This window comes from uncultured Flavobacterium sp., from assembly GCF_963975005.1.
GTDB lineage: Bacteria > Bacteroidota > Bacteroidia > Flavobacteriales > Flavobacteriaceae > Flavobacterium.
This window is the reverse complement of the sequence record NZ_CAXBFR010000050.1, coordinates 1-18,353: the sequence shown is the minus strand read 5'-3', so window position 1 is coordinate 18,353 and position 18,353 is coordinate 1. Positions and strand designations below refer to the sequence as shown.

At 29.4% G+C, this 18,353-nt stretch carries 20 protein-coding genes and 1 tRNA gene; 10 read left to right on the top strand and 11 right to left on the bottom strand.

Annotated features, from left to right (window positions below; genetic code table 11):
• Both AACZ53_RS07855 and AACZ53_RS07850 read left to right on the top strand, forming a co-directional pair.
• Positions 1-1,434 (top strand): DUF5686 family protein (locus AACZ53_RS07855; RefSeq protein WP_339836743.1); only part of this gene is annotated, 1,434 nt, incomplete at its 5' end.
• Between the two features lie 65 nt (positions 1,435-1,499).
• Complete coding sequence (locus AACZ53_RS07850; RefSeq protein ID WP_339836741.1) at positions 1,500-2,108, top strand: hypothetical protein; 609 nt, start codon at positions 1,500-1,502, stop codon at positions 2,106-2,108.
• A gap of 56 nt (positions 2,109-2,164) precedes the next feature.
• On the opposite strand, the gene AACZ53_RS07845 is transcribed toward AACZ53_RS07850, so the two are convergent.
• From AACZ53_RS07845 to AACZ53_RS07820, 6 genes are all read right to left on the bottom strand, one after another.
• Positions 2,165-2,932 (bottom strand): TSUP family transporter, encoded by a 768-nt coding sequence (locus AACZ53_RS07845; protein WP_339836738.1) that lies wholly within the window; start codon positions 2,930-2,932, stop codon positions 2,165-2,167.
• Between the two features lie 54 nt (positions 2,933-2,986).
• Complete coding sequence (locus AACZ53_RS07840) at positions 2,987-3,430, bottom strand: hypothetical protein (protein ID WP_339836735.1); 444 nt, start codon at positions 3,428-3,430, stop codon at positions 2,987-2,989.
• A gap of 59 nt (positions 3,431-3,489) precedes the next feature.
• Complete coding sequence (locus tag AACZ53_RS07835; RefSeq protein ID WP_339836732.1) at positions 3,490-3,927, bottom strand: hypothetical protein; 438 nt, start codon at positions 3,925-3,927, stop codon at positions 3,490-3,492.
• A 66-nt stretch (positions 3,928-3,993) separates the two neighbouring features.
• Positions 3,994-5,307 (bottom strand): UDP-N-acetylglucosamine 1-carboxyvinyltransferase, encoded by a 1,314-nt coding sequence (gene murA, locus AACZ53_RS07830; RefSeq protein ID WP_339836730.1) that lies wholly within the window; start codon positions 5,305-5,307, stop codon positions 3,994-3,996.
• Positions 5,308-5,311: 4 nt separating this feature from the next.
• The gene (locus AACZ53_RS07825; RefSeq protein ID WP_339836727.1) at positions 5,312-6,019 is read right to left on the bottom strand and encodes a DUF4290 domain-containing protein; all 708 of its coding nucleotides are present in this window, start codon (positions 6,017-6,019) and stop codon (positions 5,312-5,314) included.
• Positions 6,020-6,027: 8 nt separating this feature from the next.
• The gene (locus AACZ53_RS07820; RefSeq protein WP_339836724.1) at positions 6,028-6,312 is read right to left on the bottom strand and encodes a DUF493 family protein; all 285 of its coding nucleotides are present in this window, start codon (positions 6,310-6,312) and stop codon (positions 6,028-6,030) included.
• Between the two features lie 126 nt (positions 6,313-6,438).
• Here AACZ53_RS07820 and AACZ53_RS07815 point away from each other — a divergent pair, with 126 nt between their 5' ends.
• The 5 genes from AACZ53_RS07815 to AACZ53_RS07795 all read left to right on the top strand — a co-directional run bounded on the left by AACZ53_RS07815 (position 6,439) and on the right by AACZ53_RS07795 (position 10,972).
• On the top strand, positions 6,439-6,978 hold the full coding sequence (locus AACZ53_RS07815; RefSeq protein ID WP_339836721.1) for an ATP-binding protein: 540 nt from the start codon (positions 6,439-6,441) through the stop codon (positions 6,976-6,978).
• Positions 6,979-7,019: 41 nt separating this feature from the next.
• Positions 7,020-8,906, top strand: a complete 1,887-nt coding sequence (locus AACZ53_RS07810; RefSeq protein ID WP_339836718.1) for an ATP-dependent DNA helicase RecQ — start codon at positions 7,020-7,022, stop codon at positions 8,904-8,906.
• On the top strand, positions 8,906-9,853 hold the full coding sequence (fmt, locus tag AACZ53_RS07805; RefSeq protein ID WP_339836715.1) for a methionyl-tRNA formyltransferase: 948 nt from the start codon (positions 8,906-8,908) through the stop codon (positions 9,851-9,853). Before AACZ53_RS07810 ends, fmt begins: the two co-directional genes overlap by 1 nt.
• 165 nt (positions 9,854-10,018) lie before the next feature.
• Positions 10,019-10,297, top strand: a complete 279-nt coding sequence (locus tag AACZ53_RS07800; protein ID WP_339836713.1) for an HU family DNA-binding protein — start codon at positions 10,019-10,021, stop codon at positions 10,295-10,297.
• Between the two features lie 114 nt (positions 10,298-10,411).
• Complete coding sequence (locus AACZ53_RS07795; protein WP_339836710.1) at positions 10,412-10,972, top strand: YqgE/AlgH family protein; 561 nt, start codon at positions 10,412-10,414, stop codon at positions 10,970-10,972.
• Here the strand turns inward: AACZ53_RS07795 and AACZ53_RS07790 are convergent.
• Positions 10,964-11,794: an aminotransferase class IV gene (locus AACZ53_RS07790; protein ID WP_339836707.1), complete on the bottom strand. Its 831-nt coding sequence runs from the start codon at positions 11,792-11,794 to the stop codon at positions 10,964-10,966. The genes AACZ53_RS07795 and AACZ53_RS07790 overlap by 9 nt on opposite strands.
• 48 nt (positions 11,795-11,842) lie before the next feature.
• Positions 11,843-12,235, bottom strand: a complete 393-nt coding sequence (locus AACZ53_RS07785; protein ID WP_339836705.1) for an START-like domain-containing protein — start codon at positions 12,233-12,235, stop codon at positions 11,843-11,845.
• Positions 12,236-12,382: 147 nt separating this feature from the next.
• On the opposite strand from AACZ53_RS07785, the gene AACZ53_RS07780 reads away from it, so the two are divergent.
• Positions 12,383-12,456 (top strand) — tRNA-Met (locus AACZ53_RS07780).
• 674 nt (positions 12,457-13,130) lie between these two features.
• A complete protein-coding gene (locus tag AACZ53_RS07775) occupies positions 13,131-14,183 on the top strand; it encodes an NAD(P)-dependent alcohol dehydrogenase (RefSeq protein ID WP_339836703.1) in 1,053 nt (350 codons plus the stop codon).
• Between the two features lie 568 nt (positions 14,184-14,751).
• On the opposite strand, the gene AACZ53_RS07770 is transcribed toward AACZ53_RS07775, so the two are convergent.
• The 3 genes from AACZ53_RS07770 to AACZ53_RS07760 form a co-directional block, all read right to left on the bottom strand.
• On the bottom strand, positions 14,752-15,099 hold the full coding sequence (locus AACZ53_RS07770) for a hypothetical protein (protein ID WP_339836700.1): 348 nt from the start codon (positions 15,097-15,099) through the stop codon (positions 14,752-14,754).
• A gap of 53 nt (positions 15,100-15,152) precedes the next feature.
• Entirely contained in the window at positions 15,153-16,523 is a 1,371-nt protein-coding gene (hisS, locus tag AACZ53_RS07765; RefSeq protein WP_339836697.1) for a histidine--tRNA ligase, read from the bottom strand.
• 62 nt (positions 16,524-16,585) lie between these two features.
• On the bottom strand, positions 16,586-16,948 hold the full coding sequence (locus AACZ53_RS07760) for a four helix bundle protein (RefSeq protein ID WP_339836694.1): 363 nt from the start codon (positions 16,946-16,948) through the stop codon (positions 16,586-16,588).
• A gap of 156 nt (positions 16,949-17,104) precedes the next feature.
• On the opposite strand from AACZ53_RS07760, the gene AACZ53_RS07755 reads away from it, so the two are divergent.
• A complete protein-coding gene (locus tag AACZ53_RS07755) occupies positions 17,105-18,346 on the top strand; it encodes an ABC transporter permease (protein ID WP_026716971.1) in 1,242 nt (413 codons plus the stop codon).
• Positions 18,347-18,353 lie beyond the last annotated feature (7 nt).

Below are 18,353 nucleotides of genomic sequence, written 5' to 3'. Positions count from 1 at the left end.
TTCACAAATTATAATTTTAAAGAAACTTTTGAACCTAAAACTTTTGGCAGAGAAATTGTTTCCTTTGCAGAAAATGCCAATAAAAAAGAAGATTCCTATTGGACAACTAACAGACAAGTTCCATTATCTGAAGAAGAATCTACAAGTTATGTTAGAAAAGATAGTGTTTCGACTGTAAGAAATTCTCAAAAATATTTGGATTCAATTGATGCAATAGGAAACAAATTTAAAAATCAAGATGTAGTAACTGGTTATACTTATAAAAACAGCTTCAAAAAAAGTCGCTTTTCTTATGATGGTGTTTTGGATATTGGTTCAATAAGCTACAACACCGTTCAAGGATACAACATGAACAGTGGATTTTCATACACTAAATATAATGAAGAGAATGGAAAGTACACTTCTATAAGTTCAACCTTTAATTACGGATTAGCAGAAGACAGACTAAGGGTAGAAGGACGAATATATCATCGATTTAATGCACAAAATTATGCAAACATTTCTGTTGCTGGAGGAAGTAGTATAAATCAATTCAATGCCGCTGAACCTATAAGTAAACTAGTGAATTCCGTTAGTACTTTATTCTTTACCAATAATTTTATGAAATTATACAATAAAGAATTTGCTGAAGCTATTTATGGACAAGAAACTATAAATGGCTTATATATCTCTGGAAAAATTGGCTATGAAAACAGAAGGCCTTTATTCAATAATACAGTCAAGAAACTATTTAAGTCTGACGATATATATAGTTCCAATGATCCTTTGCAACCTGAAAACTTTACTTCTACTCCATTTGAAGCTCATCATTTATATAAAGCAAGTGTTGGAGCTAGAATTCGTTTCGGACAAAAATATATTACTAGACCCGACAGAAAAATTACGGTTTCAAATGATGACTATCCAGTACTTTATTTGGGTTACCAAAAGGCATTTGCTGGAAGCGATAACAAATACAATTATGACTTATTAAACGCTACATTAGATTTTGATAAAAAATTAGGCAATAAAGGAGATTTTAGCATTCGAATGAAAGCTGGAAAATTCTTTAATGCTAATAATATTTCATTTATTGATTATAAACATTTTAATGGAAATCAAACCCATGTTGTTTTAGATGGAAGTTACATGAACTCTTTTGGCCTTTTACCTTATTACAGTAATTCTACAAATGATGCTTATCTTGAAACACATATTGATCATAATTTCAAAGGATATATTATGAATAAAATTCCATTATTAAATAAATTACAATGGAATTTAATTGGAGGATTTCATCAAATAAATGTTCCTAATGTAAAACCTTATCAAGAGTTTTCTGCTGGTTTTGACAATATTGGAATCGGAAAATTTCGTGTCTTTAGAATCAGTTATGTAAGAGCTTATCAAAATGGTTATCAAGGAGATGGTATTGTTTTTGGCATTAAGATGTAAGAAATTAAAACCATAACGCAAGTGAAGTTCTTTTTTATCGTCTAACCTATGCATAAAACAATATTATGAAATATATTATATTACTCTTTATAGTTTTTAAAAGTTTACTTGGATTTAGTCAACCACCTGGTGGTGGTGGTGGAAGACCTTCTGGTGGTGGAAAACAACAAAACCAAAAATCTATTAAAGACGAGAGTAAAGAAAATAAAATAGTTGAAGAGACAAACATTAGAGACTTTGCAGGATTAAACTATCTTGATTCTAAGGTTGTTCTTAAAGAACTAAAAATCAAAACTGAAGAAGAAAAAAAGACTATTGAAACGTTTTTTACTGCTTACAATTACCGGTTAAAAGAAATTGAAAAAGAAGATCTTTTATTGCTAGAAACTACTGAACTAGAAACACACTTTAAAGAAAAAAAAGCCCTTGAGGATAAAGACTTTAAAGGAATGATGGAGGCAAAAAAAAGTGCCTCTATCGCTTTAGAACCAGTTAACAACAAAACTTTAGAAGCCAAAAAAAATTTGAACTCAGAATTGGAAGCTAAGCTTTCTGAAAAATCATTCAAAAAATGGATTAAGTATTTTGAAAAGAATTATAAAAAAGAAGTTCCTCCAGAACACAAAGATGGTGAGTCTAATGATAATGAGGACAACAGACCTCCAAGAAGATAATACTTTTTTATAACACTCAAAAAACTCCAAATCACATTTACTATAATTTGGAGTTTTTATTTTACAAACACATCATATCCAAAACGAAGTAAGGCAATTCCAACTACAATTAAAAAGAAAACACGAATAAAACCATTTCCTTTTGATATTGCTAATCTTGCGCCAATCCAAGAACCAGTTGCATTACAGATAGCCATAGGAATTGCAACAGACCAAAGTATTTTTCCCTTCATGACAAACAAAGTTATAGACCCTATATTTGTGGCCAAATTGACCAATTTTGCATAGATATTAGCTTGTAAAAAATCAAAACCTAAAATTGCAATAAAAGCCATAATTAATAAACTCCCAGTTCCTGGTCCAATAAATCCATCATAAAAACCAAGAAAAACACAAATTACAATTGCATAAATGTAAATTTGTTTTTGCGATAATTTATCTACTTGAAATTGTCCGAAATCTTTTTTAAAATAAGTATAAAGAAGTAATAAAACTAAAATCACAAACAATAAAGGTTTCATAAAATCGTTTTGCATCACATTTAACAAACTCGAACCTATATAAGCAAACACGAATGACACAACTGCCATCAATCCGAACAGCTTCCAATTAACGGTTGCTTTTTTTAAGTATTGATATGTAGCAATACTAGTTCCACTAAATCCTGGGATTTTTAAAGTTCCAATAATTGTAGCTACACTTTGAGTTGGCATTAATATTAAAGCTGCTGGCGTTTGGATTAATCCACCTCCACCAACAATAGCATCAATAAATCCAGCTACAAATGAAGCAATGCAAAGTAAAATTATGATGTATGTTTCCATTTTAAGTGTTCAGTGGTCAGTTTTTAGTGTTCAGCAATCTAGATTTCTTTCAAATCAATTATTAACAACATACTCATCTTTCCAATCTTGATAAATTATTCCTGAAAATTTACCGTTTTTTTGAACCCAAATTCTGATTTCTTTTAGAGGAATGTTTTTTTCGAAATTAGCTTTATATCGATAAATTAAACTATTATTTGTATAAGTATCATCAATAATTTCAATAAGCTCCATATCGATAAATTTTCCATGAACTGAATCAAAATAATCGCAAGATTTTTGCATTTGCTCTAATGATAATTTTGCTAATCCTTTCGTAACTTCTTTTTCACTCAATTGAATAAATTCTCTCGTAACACAAGACTTTAAAATTTTCTCTCCAAAATCATAAACTCTTTGTTTTTCTGTTATAGAAATTGAGTCGCTTGATAATTTTGGATAAGTTGTTTTACATGAAATAAACCACAAACTTAATATAAGAAGATAAAAAAATCTCATGAAAAAATTATTAAAATTTACGTAAATTAACGCCAATTACTACCATCAAATAATTAACATCAAGGAATATATTCATCTTTCCATTCTCTGTAACCAATTCCTGCAAACTTTCCATTTGTCTGAACAAAAATTCTAATTTCATTTAAGAATTCATTTCTTTCATAGTTTGCTTTATATCTATAAACAAGATAATTATTAGTAAAAGTATTATCAATAATTTCAATTAATTTCATATCAATAAACTTACCGTTTCTTTTATCTAGAATATCACAAAAATTTTGCATTTCTTCAAGTGATAATCCAGACACATATTGAGTTACTTCCTTTGTACTTAATTGAACAAATTCTCGTGTAATACAAGTTTCTGCATTTCTTTTTCCAAAATCATAAACTCTTCGTTTTTCATTTTCAGAAACAGCATCTAAAGATAATTTTGGATAAGTTGTTTTACAAGAAGTTAGCAAAGCAACAAACATCAATAAAAATAAATTTTTCATTAAAAAAGATATGGAATTAAAAATAAATTCAACTGCCAACTAAAAACTGAATACTGCTAACTATTTCTAGCTTACTCTTACAATCTTTGCTCCAATAGCTCTTAAACGACCATCTATATTTTCGTAACCTCTATCAATTTGTTCAATGTTTTGAATAGTTGAAGTTCCTTTTGCAGAAAGTGCTGCAATTAATAAAGAAATTCCAGCTCTAATATCTGGTGAAGACATGGTTGTAGCTTTTAATTGTGATTGAAAATTGTGTCCCATAACTACAGCTCTGTGTGGATCACAAAGAATAATTTTAGAACCCATATCGATTAATTTATCCACGAAGAATAATCTACTTTCAAACATTTTTTGGTGAATTAAGACTTCTCCTTTAGCTTGTGTCGCAACAACTAAAACAATACTCAATAAATCTGGAGTAAATCCAGGCCATGGAGCATCAGAAACCGTTAAGATTGAACCATCAATATCGGTTTTTATTTGGTAACCATCTTTGTGTTCTGGAATAAAAATATCATCGCCTCTTTTCTCAAGAGTGATTCCCAATTTTCTAAAAACATTCGGAATTTGACCTAAATTGTCCCAACTTACATCTTTAATAGTAATTTCACTTCTTGTCATAGCAGCAAGGCCAATCCAAGAACCAATTTCAACCATATCAGGTAAAATTCTATGTTCACAACCCCCAAGCGTTTCAACTCCTTCAATTACTAATAAGTTAGAACCAACACCTTTAATGTTTGCACCCATCGAGTTTAACATTTTACACAACTGTTGCAAATAAGGTTCACAAGCAGCATTGTAGATTGTAGTTGTTCCTTCAGCTAAAACAGCAGCCATAACAATATTTGCTGTTCCAGTTACAGAAGCTTCATCTAATAACATATAAGCTCCTTTTAACCTACCTTCATTCTCAACACCATAAAAGTGATCTTCTCTTTCGTATCTAAATTTTGCACCCAAATTAATAAATCCTTCAAAGTGCGTATCTAATCTTCTTCTTCCAATTTTATCACCACCAGGTTTTGGAATATATCCACAACCAAAACGCGCCAATAATGGACCAACAATCATTATAGATCCTCTTAAACTTCCACCTTCTTTCTTGAAAGCTTCTGTTTTTAAATAGTCAACATTAACTTCATCAGCTTGAAAAGTATAATCGCCAGGACCATTTTTTTTAATCTTTACTCCTAAATTTTCTAAAAGAGTAATTAATTTATTGACATCAATAATATCAGGAACATTTGTAATTCTAACTTTTTCTGACGTTAATAATGCTGGACACAAAACTTGTAAAGCTTCGTTCTTTGCACCTTGAGGAGTAATTTCTCCTTTTAATTTTATTCCACCTTCAATTTGAAATGTTCCCATAAAATTATGCTTTTCTATTTTTTAATTTATTGCTAGAATTCTTTTTTACAATTTTACTCTTATTTGTAGCTGATGTTTTACCATTTGAACCAAATTGAGTCTTATTAGATTGTTTTTTATTTACTTTAATTAAATCATATGAAGTAGAAAGTTCCTCTTCAGATTTAAGTAAATCAATTTTTCCGTCAGAAAGCTCAAATAAATGTTGAAAAACTACTACATCTTCAACAGTATCCTTATTCCAACTTAAAAAACTTTTTTTCATGTGATTAGCAATCACAATTATTAATGCGTTTTTCAATTCACCATCTTCCCATTTATTAGCTACATCAATCATATACTTTATGTTATTACCATAAAAACGGTATTTAGGGTAATTTTGAGGATAAGCTAAACGTTCTGGTTTTTGATTCAATTCTTCTCTTGAAGGAATTGGATAAGGAGAATCAACTTCTAATTTAAAATCAGCCATTATAAATAGTTGATCCCAAAGTTTATGTTGAAAATCAGGCACATCGCGCAAATGAGGGTTTAAAGTTCCCATTACGTCAATTATGTATTTTGCTGCTTTATTTCGTTCTACTTTATCTTCAATTGCAGTTGCTAAATCAATTAATTTTTGCAAATGCCTTCCATATTCTGGAATAATTAAATGCGAACGTTCTGCATTATATTCAAGATTAAAAACAGCATCTTGTGTATCGTATTTCATAGGTATTTTTATAAAGAAATTATGCCTTCAATAGTTGAAAATTCTTGGTATTTATCAACAACAGCTTGAGCACTTTTCATTGTTACATTTACAGAAATACTAGTGTATTTTCCGTTTTTGGATGCATTCGTATTGATTACTGCTCCCATATTATCAAAAGAATTTTCAATAATCGCAGTTTTGTGATTATCTGAAGGAATTATAAATTTAAATAAATATTCTGAAGGCCAAACAGTTGAGTTAGCTAGCTCTTCCTTTAATCGTATGTAAAATTCCTCTGTTTTCTTGTCCATTTCAATAATTCTTTTGAATAGCAAATATACTTTTTTATGTTCAGACTTAAAAGCAAGTAACTTATAATTTTAAAAGCAGTGAAGATTTTTAAAAAAAACTTATTTTTGCCACAAGAAAATCACCAAATGAATAAAGAAATAGTCGTTTTAATTGGAGGACCAAGTTCAGGAAAAACTACATTAATTGAAAAATTAAAAGAAAATGGACACGTTTGTTATCCCGAAGTTTCGAGAGAAGTCATAAAAGAAGCTCAAGAAAAAGGTATTGAACAATTATTTTTAGAACAACCTTTACTTTTTAGTGAACTGTTATTAGAAGGCAGAAAAAAACAATTTAACTTAGCAAAGCAAGAAGAAGTCAATATTGTATTTCTCGACAGAGGAATTCCTGATGTTTTAGCTTATATGCATTATATTGGTGATAGTTATCCTGCTTTTTTTGACGAAGCTTGCAAAGAACATATTTATACTAAAATATTTATTTTACCCACTTGGAAAGAAATTTATGTAAGTGATGATGAGCGATATGAAAGTTACGAACAAGCTCTATTAATTCAAAAAAATTTAGTGGAAACTTATCAAAACTATGGCTATGAATTGATTGAAGTTCCGAAAGACACTGTTGAAAACAGAATGCATTTTTTACTTCAAAATTTAAATCTTTAAATAAAATTAGTAATTTTATACAGTTTTATACCAAACGCTAAATGGCTGAAGCTTTACAAATTCTTCAAAAACACTGGAAACACGATAACTTTAGAGATCCTCAAGAGCAAATCATTAATGCTATTTTAGATGGAAATGATGCTTTTGCCTTATTACCAACTGGTGGTGGAAAATCGGTTTGTTTTCAAGTACCTGGAATGCTTTTAGACGGAATTTGCTTAGTAATTTCTCCACTAATTGCCTTGATGAAAGATCAGGTTGAAAATCTTCAAAAAAAAGACATCAAAGCTATTGCTTTAGTCGGAGGAACATCACAAAATGACATCATTGATATTTTAGATAATTGTCAATTCGGAAACTATAAGTTCTTATATCTTTCTCCAGAAAGACTTCAACATGACTGGATTGTTGATCGGTTAAAACAATTAAAAATTTCATTAATTGCAATTGACGAAGCGCATTGTGTGAGTCAATGGGGTCATGATTTTCGTCCAGCTTATTTAAAAATTTCAAAATTAAAAGAAGTTTTTCCAAAGACACCGTTTTTGGCATTAACAGCTTCTGCAACAGCAAAAGTTCAGGTCGATATTATTGAAAATTTGACTTTAGAAAATCCCAAAATATTTACAAAATCCTTTGAACGAAAAAATTTAGCTTATCATGTTATAAAAACAGAAGATAAACTTACTAAAATCAAGCAAATTGTTAGCAAAAATAAAGAATCTTCAATTATTTATGCCAGCAATCGAAAAGCTTGTTTAGAAATTTCTGGTCAATTGAATCGTTTAGGATTTTCAACAACTTTTTATCACGGAGGTTTATCCTATAAAGAGAAAGAAAAAAATCGCTTGTTATGGATGGAAAACAAAGTCCAAGTGATAGTAGCAACAAATGCCTTTGGAATGGGAATTGACAAACCTGATGTAAAAACAGTTATTCACATTCATTTGCCTCAAAATTTAGAAAATTATTATCAAGAAGTAGGTCGCGCTGGTCGAAATGGAGAAAAAGCATTTGGTGTTCTTTTGACAAATTCAAATGATATAAAATCTGCTAAATCACAATTCCTTTCGGTATTACCAGATAAAGACTTTTTAAAAAAGGTCTATATCAAACTAAACAATTATTTTCAAATTGCTTATGGCGAAGGGTATAATGAAAATTTTTCTTTTAACCTGAATCATTTTTGTTCCCATTATCAATTTCCAGTATTAAAAACATACAATAGCATTCAGTTTTTGGATAGACAAGGAATTCTTACGTTACAAAACTTATTTTCAGAAAAAATTGATTTGCAATTCATTATTTCCAGCAAAGAAATTATTCGCTATATGAGCCTAAACAGTAATGATGAAGAAATAATTTCAACTATTTTAAGAACTTACACCGGAATTTTTGAAATGGAAACTTCCATAAATCCAATTTTAATTGCTAAAAAATCAAATTCTACTGAAAAAAAAGTGCTTGATGCTATCCATAAATTACATCAAAGCAATGCTGTTAATTTGAAAATTCACAACAATGATAGCAACATCACTTTTAATGAAGCACGTGAAGATGAACTCACCATTAATAGAGTCGTTAAATTTTTAGAAACTCAAAACCAACAAAAAGAAGAAAAGTTTAAAAAAATGATTGAATTTATTGAAGATACTTCAATTTGCAAAAACAAACTCCTTCTCACCTATTTTAATCAAGAAACTAATGAAGATTGTGGAATTTGCTCAACTTGTCTTTCAAAAAATAAAAAATCTCCAGTAGAATTATCAGTTCAAATTATGGAAACACTTCAGGCAAATCCAACATCTTCAAAGGAACTGGAAAATAAACTTTCAATAACAAGCGAAGAAACTATCTTTGCATTACAGCAATTATTAGAGAAAAATAAGATTGCAATTAATTTACAAAACAAATATTATCTTATATAATGAAGAAATTAAAAATCGTATTTATGGGAACTCCAGACTTTGCAGTCGGAATTCTTGATACCATTTATAAAAATGACTATGAAATTGTTGGAGTAATCACTGTTGAAGATAAGCCATCTGGTCGTGGACAAAAAGTAAGCACTAGCGCTGTTAAAGAATATGCTTTAGCCAATAACTTACGTTTATTGCAACCAACTAATTTAAAAAATGACGAATTTTTAGCAGAACTAAAAAGTTTAGAGGCTAATTTACAAGTTGTTGTTGCTTTTAGAATGTTACCCGAAGCCGTTTGGAAAATGCCAGAATTAGGAACATTTAATCTACATGCTTCATTATTGCCACAATATCGTGGTGCTGCACCTATTAATTGGGCAATCATTAATGGTGAAACAAAAACGGGTGTAACAACATTCTTTATAGATGATAAAATTGACACTGGTGCAATCATATTAAAGAAGGAAACTCCAATTAGTGAAACAGAAACAGTTGGCGAACTTCACGACAGATTAATGCAATTGGGTTCTAAAGCTGTTTTAGAAACCCTTCAATTAATTGAAAATGAAAAAGCAACCACTACGATTCAACCTGAATCTAAAGAATTAAAAACAGCCTATAAACTCAACAAAGACAATTGTAAAATTGATTGGACAAAACCTGGAAAAGAAATATACAATCAAATTAGAGGATTAAACCCATATCCTGCAGCTTGGACATTTTTTGTAGATGGAGAAAATGAATGGAATGTAAAATTATTTGAAGTAGATTATGTAAAAATAACTCATACAAATCCAATAGGAAAAATAGTTTCAACTAAAAAAGAGATACAAATATTTACGCTTGATGGCTATTTAAACGTAAAGTCCTTACAAATGCCTGGAAAAAGGAAAATGGAAACCCAACAATTACTAAATGGCATAGTTTTTTCAGACGAAAGCATGGCTGAATAACCGCAAAACCTCAATAAACATAGGTAATTAGCTAAACTTTATTAACATTTAAACGATTTTATCAACATTTTAGACGAAAAAGATAGCAAATACTTGCAAAATTCAAAGATACTGCTAAATTTGTATTAGTAAATTAAAGTTTAACCAAATAATTAAATCATTATTATGAACAAATCAGAATTAATCGATGCAATGGCAGCAAGTGCTGGTATCACAAAAGCAGCAGCTAAATTAGCATTAGAGTCATTTTTAGGAAATGTTGAAGGTACTTTGAAAAAAGGTGGTAGAGTTTCATTAGTAGGTTTTGGATCTTGGTCTGTTTCTAACAGAGCTGCTAGAGATGGTAGAAATCCTCAAACAGGAAAAACAATCAAAATTGCTGCTAAAAATGTAGTGAAATTTAAAGCTGGTTCTGAATTAGAAGGTGCTGTAAACACTAAATAATTTTAGATACGATATTGAAACCTCTCCTTGTGAGGGGTTTTTTTTTACAAAAAAATTATTTTTATTTGAATTTTAAAAAAGAATTTTCTTAACTTTAGTTTAAAATTATTACATATGAATGAAGTAAAAATAAAAAGAGGTCAATTACTCCTTTCAGAACCAGTACTTTTAGAGGAAAATTCTTTTAATAGGTCTGTTATTTTACTAGCAGAATATACTAAAAATGGAACTGTAGGCTTTATTTTAAACAAGCCACTTGAATTTACTATTGGTGATTTAATTCCAGAAATAAATTCAAGTTTAACCATTTATAATGGTGGACCAGTTGAACAGGATAATTTATACTTTATTCATACTGTTCCTAACAAAATTAAAAACAGTGTAGAGATTTCTAATGGCATTTATTGGGGTGGTGATTTTGAATCCTTAAAAACCTTATTAAATGAGAATGAAATCCTTAAAACAGAAATCCGTTTCTTTCTTGGTTACAGTGGCTGGACAAAAGAGCAATTAGAAACTGAATTACAAGAAAACAGCTGGTTACTTATTGAAAACAAAGAAAAAGAAAATCTACTAACAAAACCAACTAGTGATTTTTGGAAAGAAAAAATTGAAGCTCAAGGTGGTGATTATATCTTGTTTTCAAACGCACCTGAAAATCCTATTTTAAATTAATTCGTTTAATTTTTCGTTTAATTGAAGTGAAAAATCGATCTCAAATTCTTTTTTTCTGTATTTTGTTATAGGTTGAATTCCAGAAATTACATTTGTAATAAACAATTCATCTGATTTTTGTAAATCAAATGGAGAAATAGATTTCTCAACACATTCAAACCCTTCCATTTTATTAATTAATGTTATAAGTTGTTTTCGCATTATTCCATTTAAACAGCCGTCAGAAATAGGTGGAGTTATTATTGAATTCCCCATTTTCATGAAAATATTTCCATTTAAAGCTTCAACCACATTTTTGTCATCATTTAGCAAAATGCAATTGTGATAATCATTTTCTTTGGCAAATATACTTCCAGTAATATTAATCATTTTATTGGTAGTTTTCAATGTCGAAAGCAAGTGCTTTGAAACATAGAAATCTTTGTATAATTCTACTTCATAAAAATCCTTAGAAAAACTATATTTTTTTGAATTTAGTTGATGAGCAACAACTACAAAACCAACATTATTATTTTTTGGCAAATAAAAACCATCGGAATCTCTAAAAATTGTCATTCGAACTCTAGCAGAATCGCTACAATTTAAAGAGATAGTTAGGTTTAAAACTTGTTCTTCAAAATATTCTAATGTAAAATTCATTGGAATTTCCATTCTGCAAATTCGCATAGATGCCATTAGTCTAAAATAATGATCCTCAGCAAATAAAACCTTATTATCTATTATTTTTAAAGTCTCAAAAACAGCATCTCCAAAAAGAAAACCTCTGTTTTTTTCAATTAAAGTTGCACTTGAATCCTGTATAGTTCCGTTAAAATTTATCATAAAAAATCCCGATTTTTAGTCGGGACAAATATACTTTTATATTTTTGATTACACAGAACCTAATACGTGTTTCAAATCAGAAATTTGATTACTCCATAAAGACTTTGATTCTTCTACCTCATCTTCATCTGCAAAGTCGACAATTACGATGGAAACATCCTTTGTGATTTCATCAACCATCAATTTAATTTCAAAAAAGTAGTCAGTTTCTGAATTATCTTCATTCAACCATTTGAATTTTACTCTTTCATCGGTCTTTTTTGACATCAATTTTGCTTTCTCTTCACTATCATCCCAAATAAAAGTGAATAATTCTCCTCTTGAGTTTACATTATCGGCAAACCACTCAGACAAGCCTGAAGGTGTTGAAATATATTGAAATAATAATTGTGGCGAAGACATTATAGGAAATTCTATTTCATATTTTACTTTTACTTCCATCTCTATAAATTAAATTTTTTCGAATATAGAATAATTATGATATAAAAAAAAATAAAAAATGAAAAATAATTTTTAAAAAAACATTTGAATTACTTACAAATAATTATATATTTGCACCCGCATTGAGGAAATGTAAAAACACAAAATGGCGAGATAGCTCAGTCGGTTAGAGCGCAGGATTCATAACCCTGAGGTCACGGGTTCAATTCCCGTTTTCGCTACAAAAAAACCCTAAATACTTGGTATTTAGGGTTTTTTATTTTTAAATACACAAATACAAACTTAAATAGTTATAAAAAATAATTGATATTTATCATTTTTTTTTATCCCAAAACGCATTTAAAAGACAACTCTTACTCTTTTTTAAGAGACCTTGCTGCAGTGTTTAAAAACCTAAAAACTACTTCAAAAACTATTTTACACCCCAATTTAACAACATTAAATCCTTTTTTAATTAGCAAAATTTGTCTTTTTACACGAAATCTACTTAAGTTATTATACAATTTACTCTGTAAAAACTAAAGATCACTAGCCATAATAGCTAGTTTTACATCTCTTAGATTAACTTCATAAATTTGATTACATTTAGATAACATTTAAAAAAATTTAAGACTTAACATTTTACTACCTTTATAAAACTTGATCTACTACTGATCAATTCAGCAAAAGGGCTTTTTTTTGAATTCCCTTTAAAAATATTTGACAAATCATCAAATACAATCAAGAAAATGATTTCGAAAAAATGAAACACACTCAATAAATTTAGCTAGAAATTGATTTTTGGGATTAATACAATGTTAAAAGTCAACTAATGTTACAAAACTATTCTTATCTTGGAATAAATATTCTGTGAATTAAACACAATTGACAAAATAATAACTAAATAAAAAAAACTATGAAAACAACAAATGTAAAAGCCTTTGGTACAGCAGCAGCAGACGCAGACTTAAAAGAGTTAGATATTAACCGAAGAGAGGTAACTACAAATGATATAGAAATCGAAATTTTATATTGCGGTGTTTGTCATTCTGATTTGCATACAGCTAGAAATGATTGGGGTGGAACTATGTATCCTTCTGTACCAGGTCATGAAATTGTTGGTAGAATTACCAAAATAGGAAATGAAGTTACTAAATTTAAAGTAGGTGATTTAGCAGGTGTTGGATGTTTAGTAGGATCTTGTAAAACCTGTGATAGTTGTAAAAAGGATTTAGAACAATACTGTTCAAATGGCTGGGTTGGAACCTATAATGGTGAAGACAAATATTTAGGAGGTCATACTTTTGGTGGGTATTCTGAAAAAGTTGTTGTTGAAGAGCATTTTGTTTTGAAAGTGCCAACTAACTTAGATTTAGCAGCTGTAGCACCATTACTTTGTGCGGGAATAACTACTTGGTCACCTTTAAGACATTGGAATGTAAAGAAAGGCAGTAAAGTGGCTGTTGTTGGTCTAGGAGGATTAGGTCACATGGCTATTAAATTAGCAAAAGGATTAGGAGCAGAAGTGACATTATTTTCAAGAACACCAGAAAAAACTCAAGATGCAAGAGATCTAGGAGCTGATACTGTCGTTATTTCAACAGATGAAAATCAAATGTCAGCCGTAGCAGGTGAATTCGATTTAATAATTGATACCGTACCATACGTTCATGATATCAATCCATATGTTGGAACTTTAAACATAAGCGGAACTTTAGTGCTTGTCGGTTATCTTGGACCATTAGATCCGTTTTTAAATTCGGTTCCAATGATTCTAGGAAGAAAATCTGTTGCAGGTTCGCTGATTGGTGGAATTGCCGAAACACAAGAAATGTTAGATTTCTGTGGAGAACATAATATTGTTTCGGAAATTGAGATAATCAAAATGCAAGACATAAATAAATCTTATGAAAGAATGATAAAAAGCGACGTGAAATATCGTTTTGTAATTGATATGAGCTCTTTATAAATCTCATTCCCTCTTTTTTAAAGCTAACAATCTTATTAAAAGATTGTTAGCTTTTTTTATTAAAACACTTAAGCAAACTTGTATTTATTACCTATTTATAAAATACTTCTCAGAAAGCTTTGACAAAGTTTAAAACCATACAAAAGAAATAAGAAAGGTTCCATTAAAAATTTAAACTTTTCTCTGGAAAAAAAGAACCTTTTAGTTAAAATGATCCTCAAAAAAATATTTTTCAGAATACTCAAACAGATTTAACAAATTATCAAGAATCATCATGAAAAACTGTTAACAACTAGATTTTTTTCTATAAAACAGGACAAAAACATCTTTTAATCGATTTTTTAAGCTTTACAACGATTATACTCAGAAAAATTTTTGTTAACAACTAGAATAGCATACTTTTGGATTGTAATACTAATAGAGAGTTAAGGGACTTTATTTAAATATTACTTTATAAAAAAATTAAAGATTAATTTTTAGATTTTTTATTAAATATTTGATTGTTTGTTTTGATGAAAAAATCCAACTTGCTAGTTGGATTTTTTTGTTTTTAAGCCTTTAATTTTTTTTAAATCTTGAATCTATTTCCTAATTTTTTCCCAACAACATAAGCTGCAAAAAATCCGATTATGATAATTAGAAGGTTTAAAAACGTATACAAAACATAAAGCCATTTATCATCCGAAGAAGAATAACAAAGAGAATCAAGTAGAAAACAGAATTCTTTTTCTTCTGAATTGAATTGTGTTAACAAAAAACTCAACAATAACAAAACTCCTGTTGAAGTAAAAATATAAATCACATTTTTATTCATTGGTTTTTTTCCTGTAGGCCTAAAAACATTGCGTTCATCTTCTGAACGTTTGTTGTTTTGCAAGGACCAAACTACTTTTTTTGCTTCTTCGTCTATATCCATAATAAATCACAATATAAAAATTCCAAATTCCAACTACAAATTTCAGCTTTTATTTATGCTAATAAAGTAACTAATGTTGCAAAGTCAACTTTTTGTTGCTCACCTGTTGCTAAATTCTTTAACGTAAATTCCGAGTTATTCATTTCTTCTTCGCCCACTAAAATAGCAAATGGAATGCCTCTTTTGTCTGCGTGTTGAAATTGTTTTCCAATTTTAGTATTGTCAGGATATAATTCAACTTTAATATTATTGGCTCTTAATTTAGCAATTGCTTTCATTGAATAAAGAGCTTCTTTATCTCCAAAATTAATAAAAATCGCTTTTGAAGTAGCCAAAACCGTTTCTGGAAACAAGTTTAATTCTTCAATTACTAAGGCAATTCTATCTAAACCAAATGAAATTCCAACACCACTCATGTTTTTCAAGCCAAAAATTCCCGTTAAGTCATCATATCTTCCACCACCACCTATTGAACCCATTGCGACTTCTTTTGGTGCAGCGACTTCAAAAATAGCTCCAGTATAATAGTTTAAACCTCTTGCTAAAGTTACGTCTAAATCTAATGATGCCGTTTGCAAACCTAATTCTTGAATCGTTTCACATATAAATCGCAACTCCTCTACTCCTTTTTTTCCTTCTGCTGATGATGAAAGTAAGTTTGAAAGTTTTTGAATTTTTTCGTTTATTGTTCCAGTAAAATTGAATAATGGTTGAACTTTTTCAATAGCTTCATCAGAAATTCCTTTTTCAAGCATTTCTTTTTTCACACCATCTTCACCAATTTTATCTAATTTATCTAATGCAACTGTAAAGTCAATTAATTTATCCGAAGCTCCAATTACCTCAGCGATTCCAGATAAGATTTTACGGTTATTTATTTTTATAGTTGTTCCTTTTAAGCCTAATTGACTAAAAACAGAATCATACAATTGAACCAACTCAACTTCTTGCCATAAAGACGTTGAACCAACAACATCTGCATCACATTGAAAAAATTCTCTAAAACGTCCTTTTTGAGGTCTATCTGCTCTCCAAACGGGCTGAATTTGATATCTTTTGAAAGGAAATTCAATTTCGTTTTGATGTTGAACAACGTAACGTGCAAAAGGAACGGTTAAATCATAACGAAGAGCTTTTTCAGAAATTTGAGAAGTAAGTTTTAAACTGTTTTTGTCATTTAACAACATTTCATCAGCTTTAGCTAAAAAATCACCTGAATTCAAAATCTTAAAAATAAGTCGATCACCTTCTTCTCCATATTTTCCCATTAAGGTCTCTGAATTTTCAAAAGAAGGTGTTTCAATTGGTTGAAACCCAAATTTTTCAAAATTCGATTTAATGATTGAAAATATATAATTTCTCTTCGCTACTTCAGCAGGAGAAAAATCTCTTGTTCCTTTTGGAATACTTGGCTTTTTTGACATTTTAAATTTAGAATTTAGAATTTAGAATTTAGAATTCAGAAAACTGAAATCTAAAATTAAATCTATTTATTATTAATTCGGGTTTTGGTGTTTTTTAAAGTAGTTACAAAAATAGCAGTTAATTCATTTGCTTCCTTTAAAAGTGGCTTTAATTTATCATTTTCGATGATATTTAATTCTTCAAGAACTTCTAACCAAAATAATGATTCGTCTGCTTCCTCTAAAACTATGTTCAATTTAGATACATATTCATTATCACTTCTAGCTCTTAATGATGCTCTATAATTAGCTCCAACTGAACTTCCATATCTACCTAATTGATTAGCAATAATTTTAGTAGATGTTTTTAAAGGTAAATTATCTACTAAATTCAAAATTGAAATAGTAAATGATTTAGTTCGCTTCTTTAAATCATATTCCTTCATGCAATCTATTTTTTTTTGCAAATATCGAATATATTGAGCATTATAAAAAATCACCCTCTGACATTATATTTTCTAAAATCCAACTTTCTAAATTCTAAATTCTAAATTCTTACTTCAAACCTGTAACATTTTTCAAACTCGATAGTCTAATACAACATGGTAGGATTATTTAAAGAAAATACGAAAATTGCTTTAGACTCAATACGAAGTCAAGCTTTGAGAACCTCATTAACGGTTTTTATTATTGCACTTGGAATTACAGCCTTAGTTGGAATCCTGACGGTTGTTTCTGCCTTGAAGAACACAATATTAAATGATTTCGCCTCAATGGGAGCAAATACATTTTCCATAAGTCAATATGATTTTTCTTCAGAAATCAATCAAAATGACGTAGATGTAAGAGTTAATCCTATCATAAATTATCCTCAAGCTAGAGAATTTCAAGACAAATACAACTTTCCGTTTACGACTACATCTTTATCCTTCACAGCTGCTAATGGAATTGAAGTAAAATACAGAGATAAAAAAACAGATCCAGAAATTAACATTGTTGGTGTAGATGAGAATTTTTCTCCAAATAAAGGTCTAAAAATTGCTAAAGGAAGAAATTTCAATTCTTTTGATATTGCCAACAACAATTATGTTTGTGTTTTAGGTTCTGATTTTGAAAAAGGTTTGTTTGATGGAATTAATCCGATTGATAAAATCATTTCAATTCGTGGTGCAAAATTTAAAGTTATAGGTGTTTTAAAAGAAAAAGGTTCCACTTTTGGAAACAGTCAAGATTTACGTGTTTTAATTCCTAATCAAGTAGCTCGTTCTTTATTTTCTGCCCCAAATATTAATTATGATTTGAATGTAATGGTTAACAATGAGGCTTTGCTAGATGAAGCTGTTGACAATGCATTGATTACCATGAGACAAGTTAGAAAACTGAGTCCAGTTGAAAAAGAAAATTTCGGAATAGAAAGAAGTGACGATTTGATTCAGACTTTATTATCTAACACAGAAGTTTTAAGTATTACGGCTTGGGTAATTGGAATTATTACCGTTTTTGGTTCTTCAATTGCTTTGATGAATATTATGTTAGTTTCTGTAAGTGAACGAACAAGAGAAATTGGTATTAGAAAAGCATTAGGTGCAAGAAGCAATACAATAGCTTGGCAATTTTTTACAGAAACTTTAGTAATTGGCCAATTAGGAGGAATTGTTGGAATTATTTTAGGAATTGGTATAGGTTATGGTATCGCAATGGCTATTGGTTTTGCTTTTACAATTCCCTGGATGGCAATGATTGCTGCGTTTATTACAACTTTTGTAGTCACAATTGTTTCTGGAGTTTATCCTGCGATGAAAGCTTCTAAACTTGACCCTGTTGAAGCGTTGCGATATGAGTAATAAAATT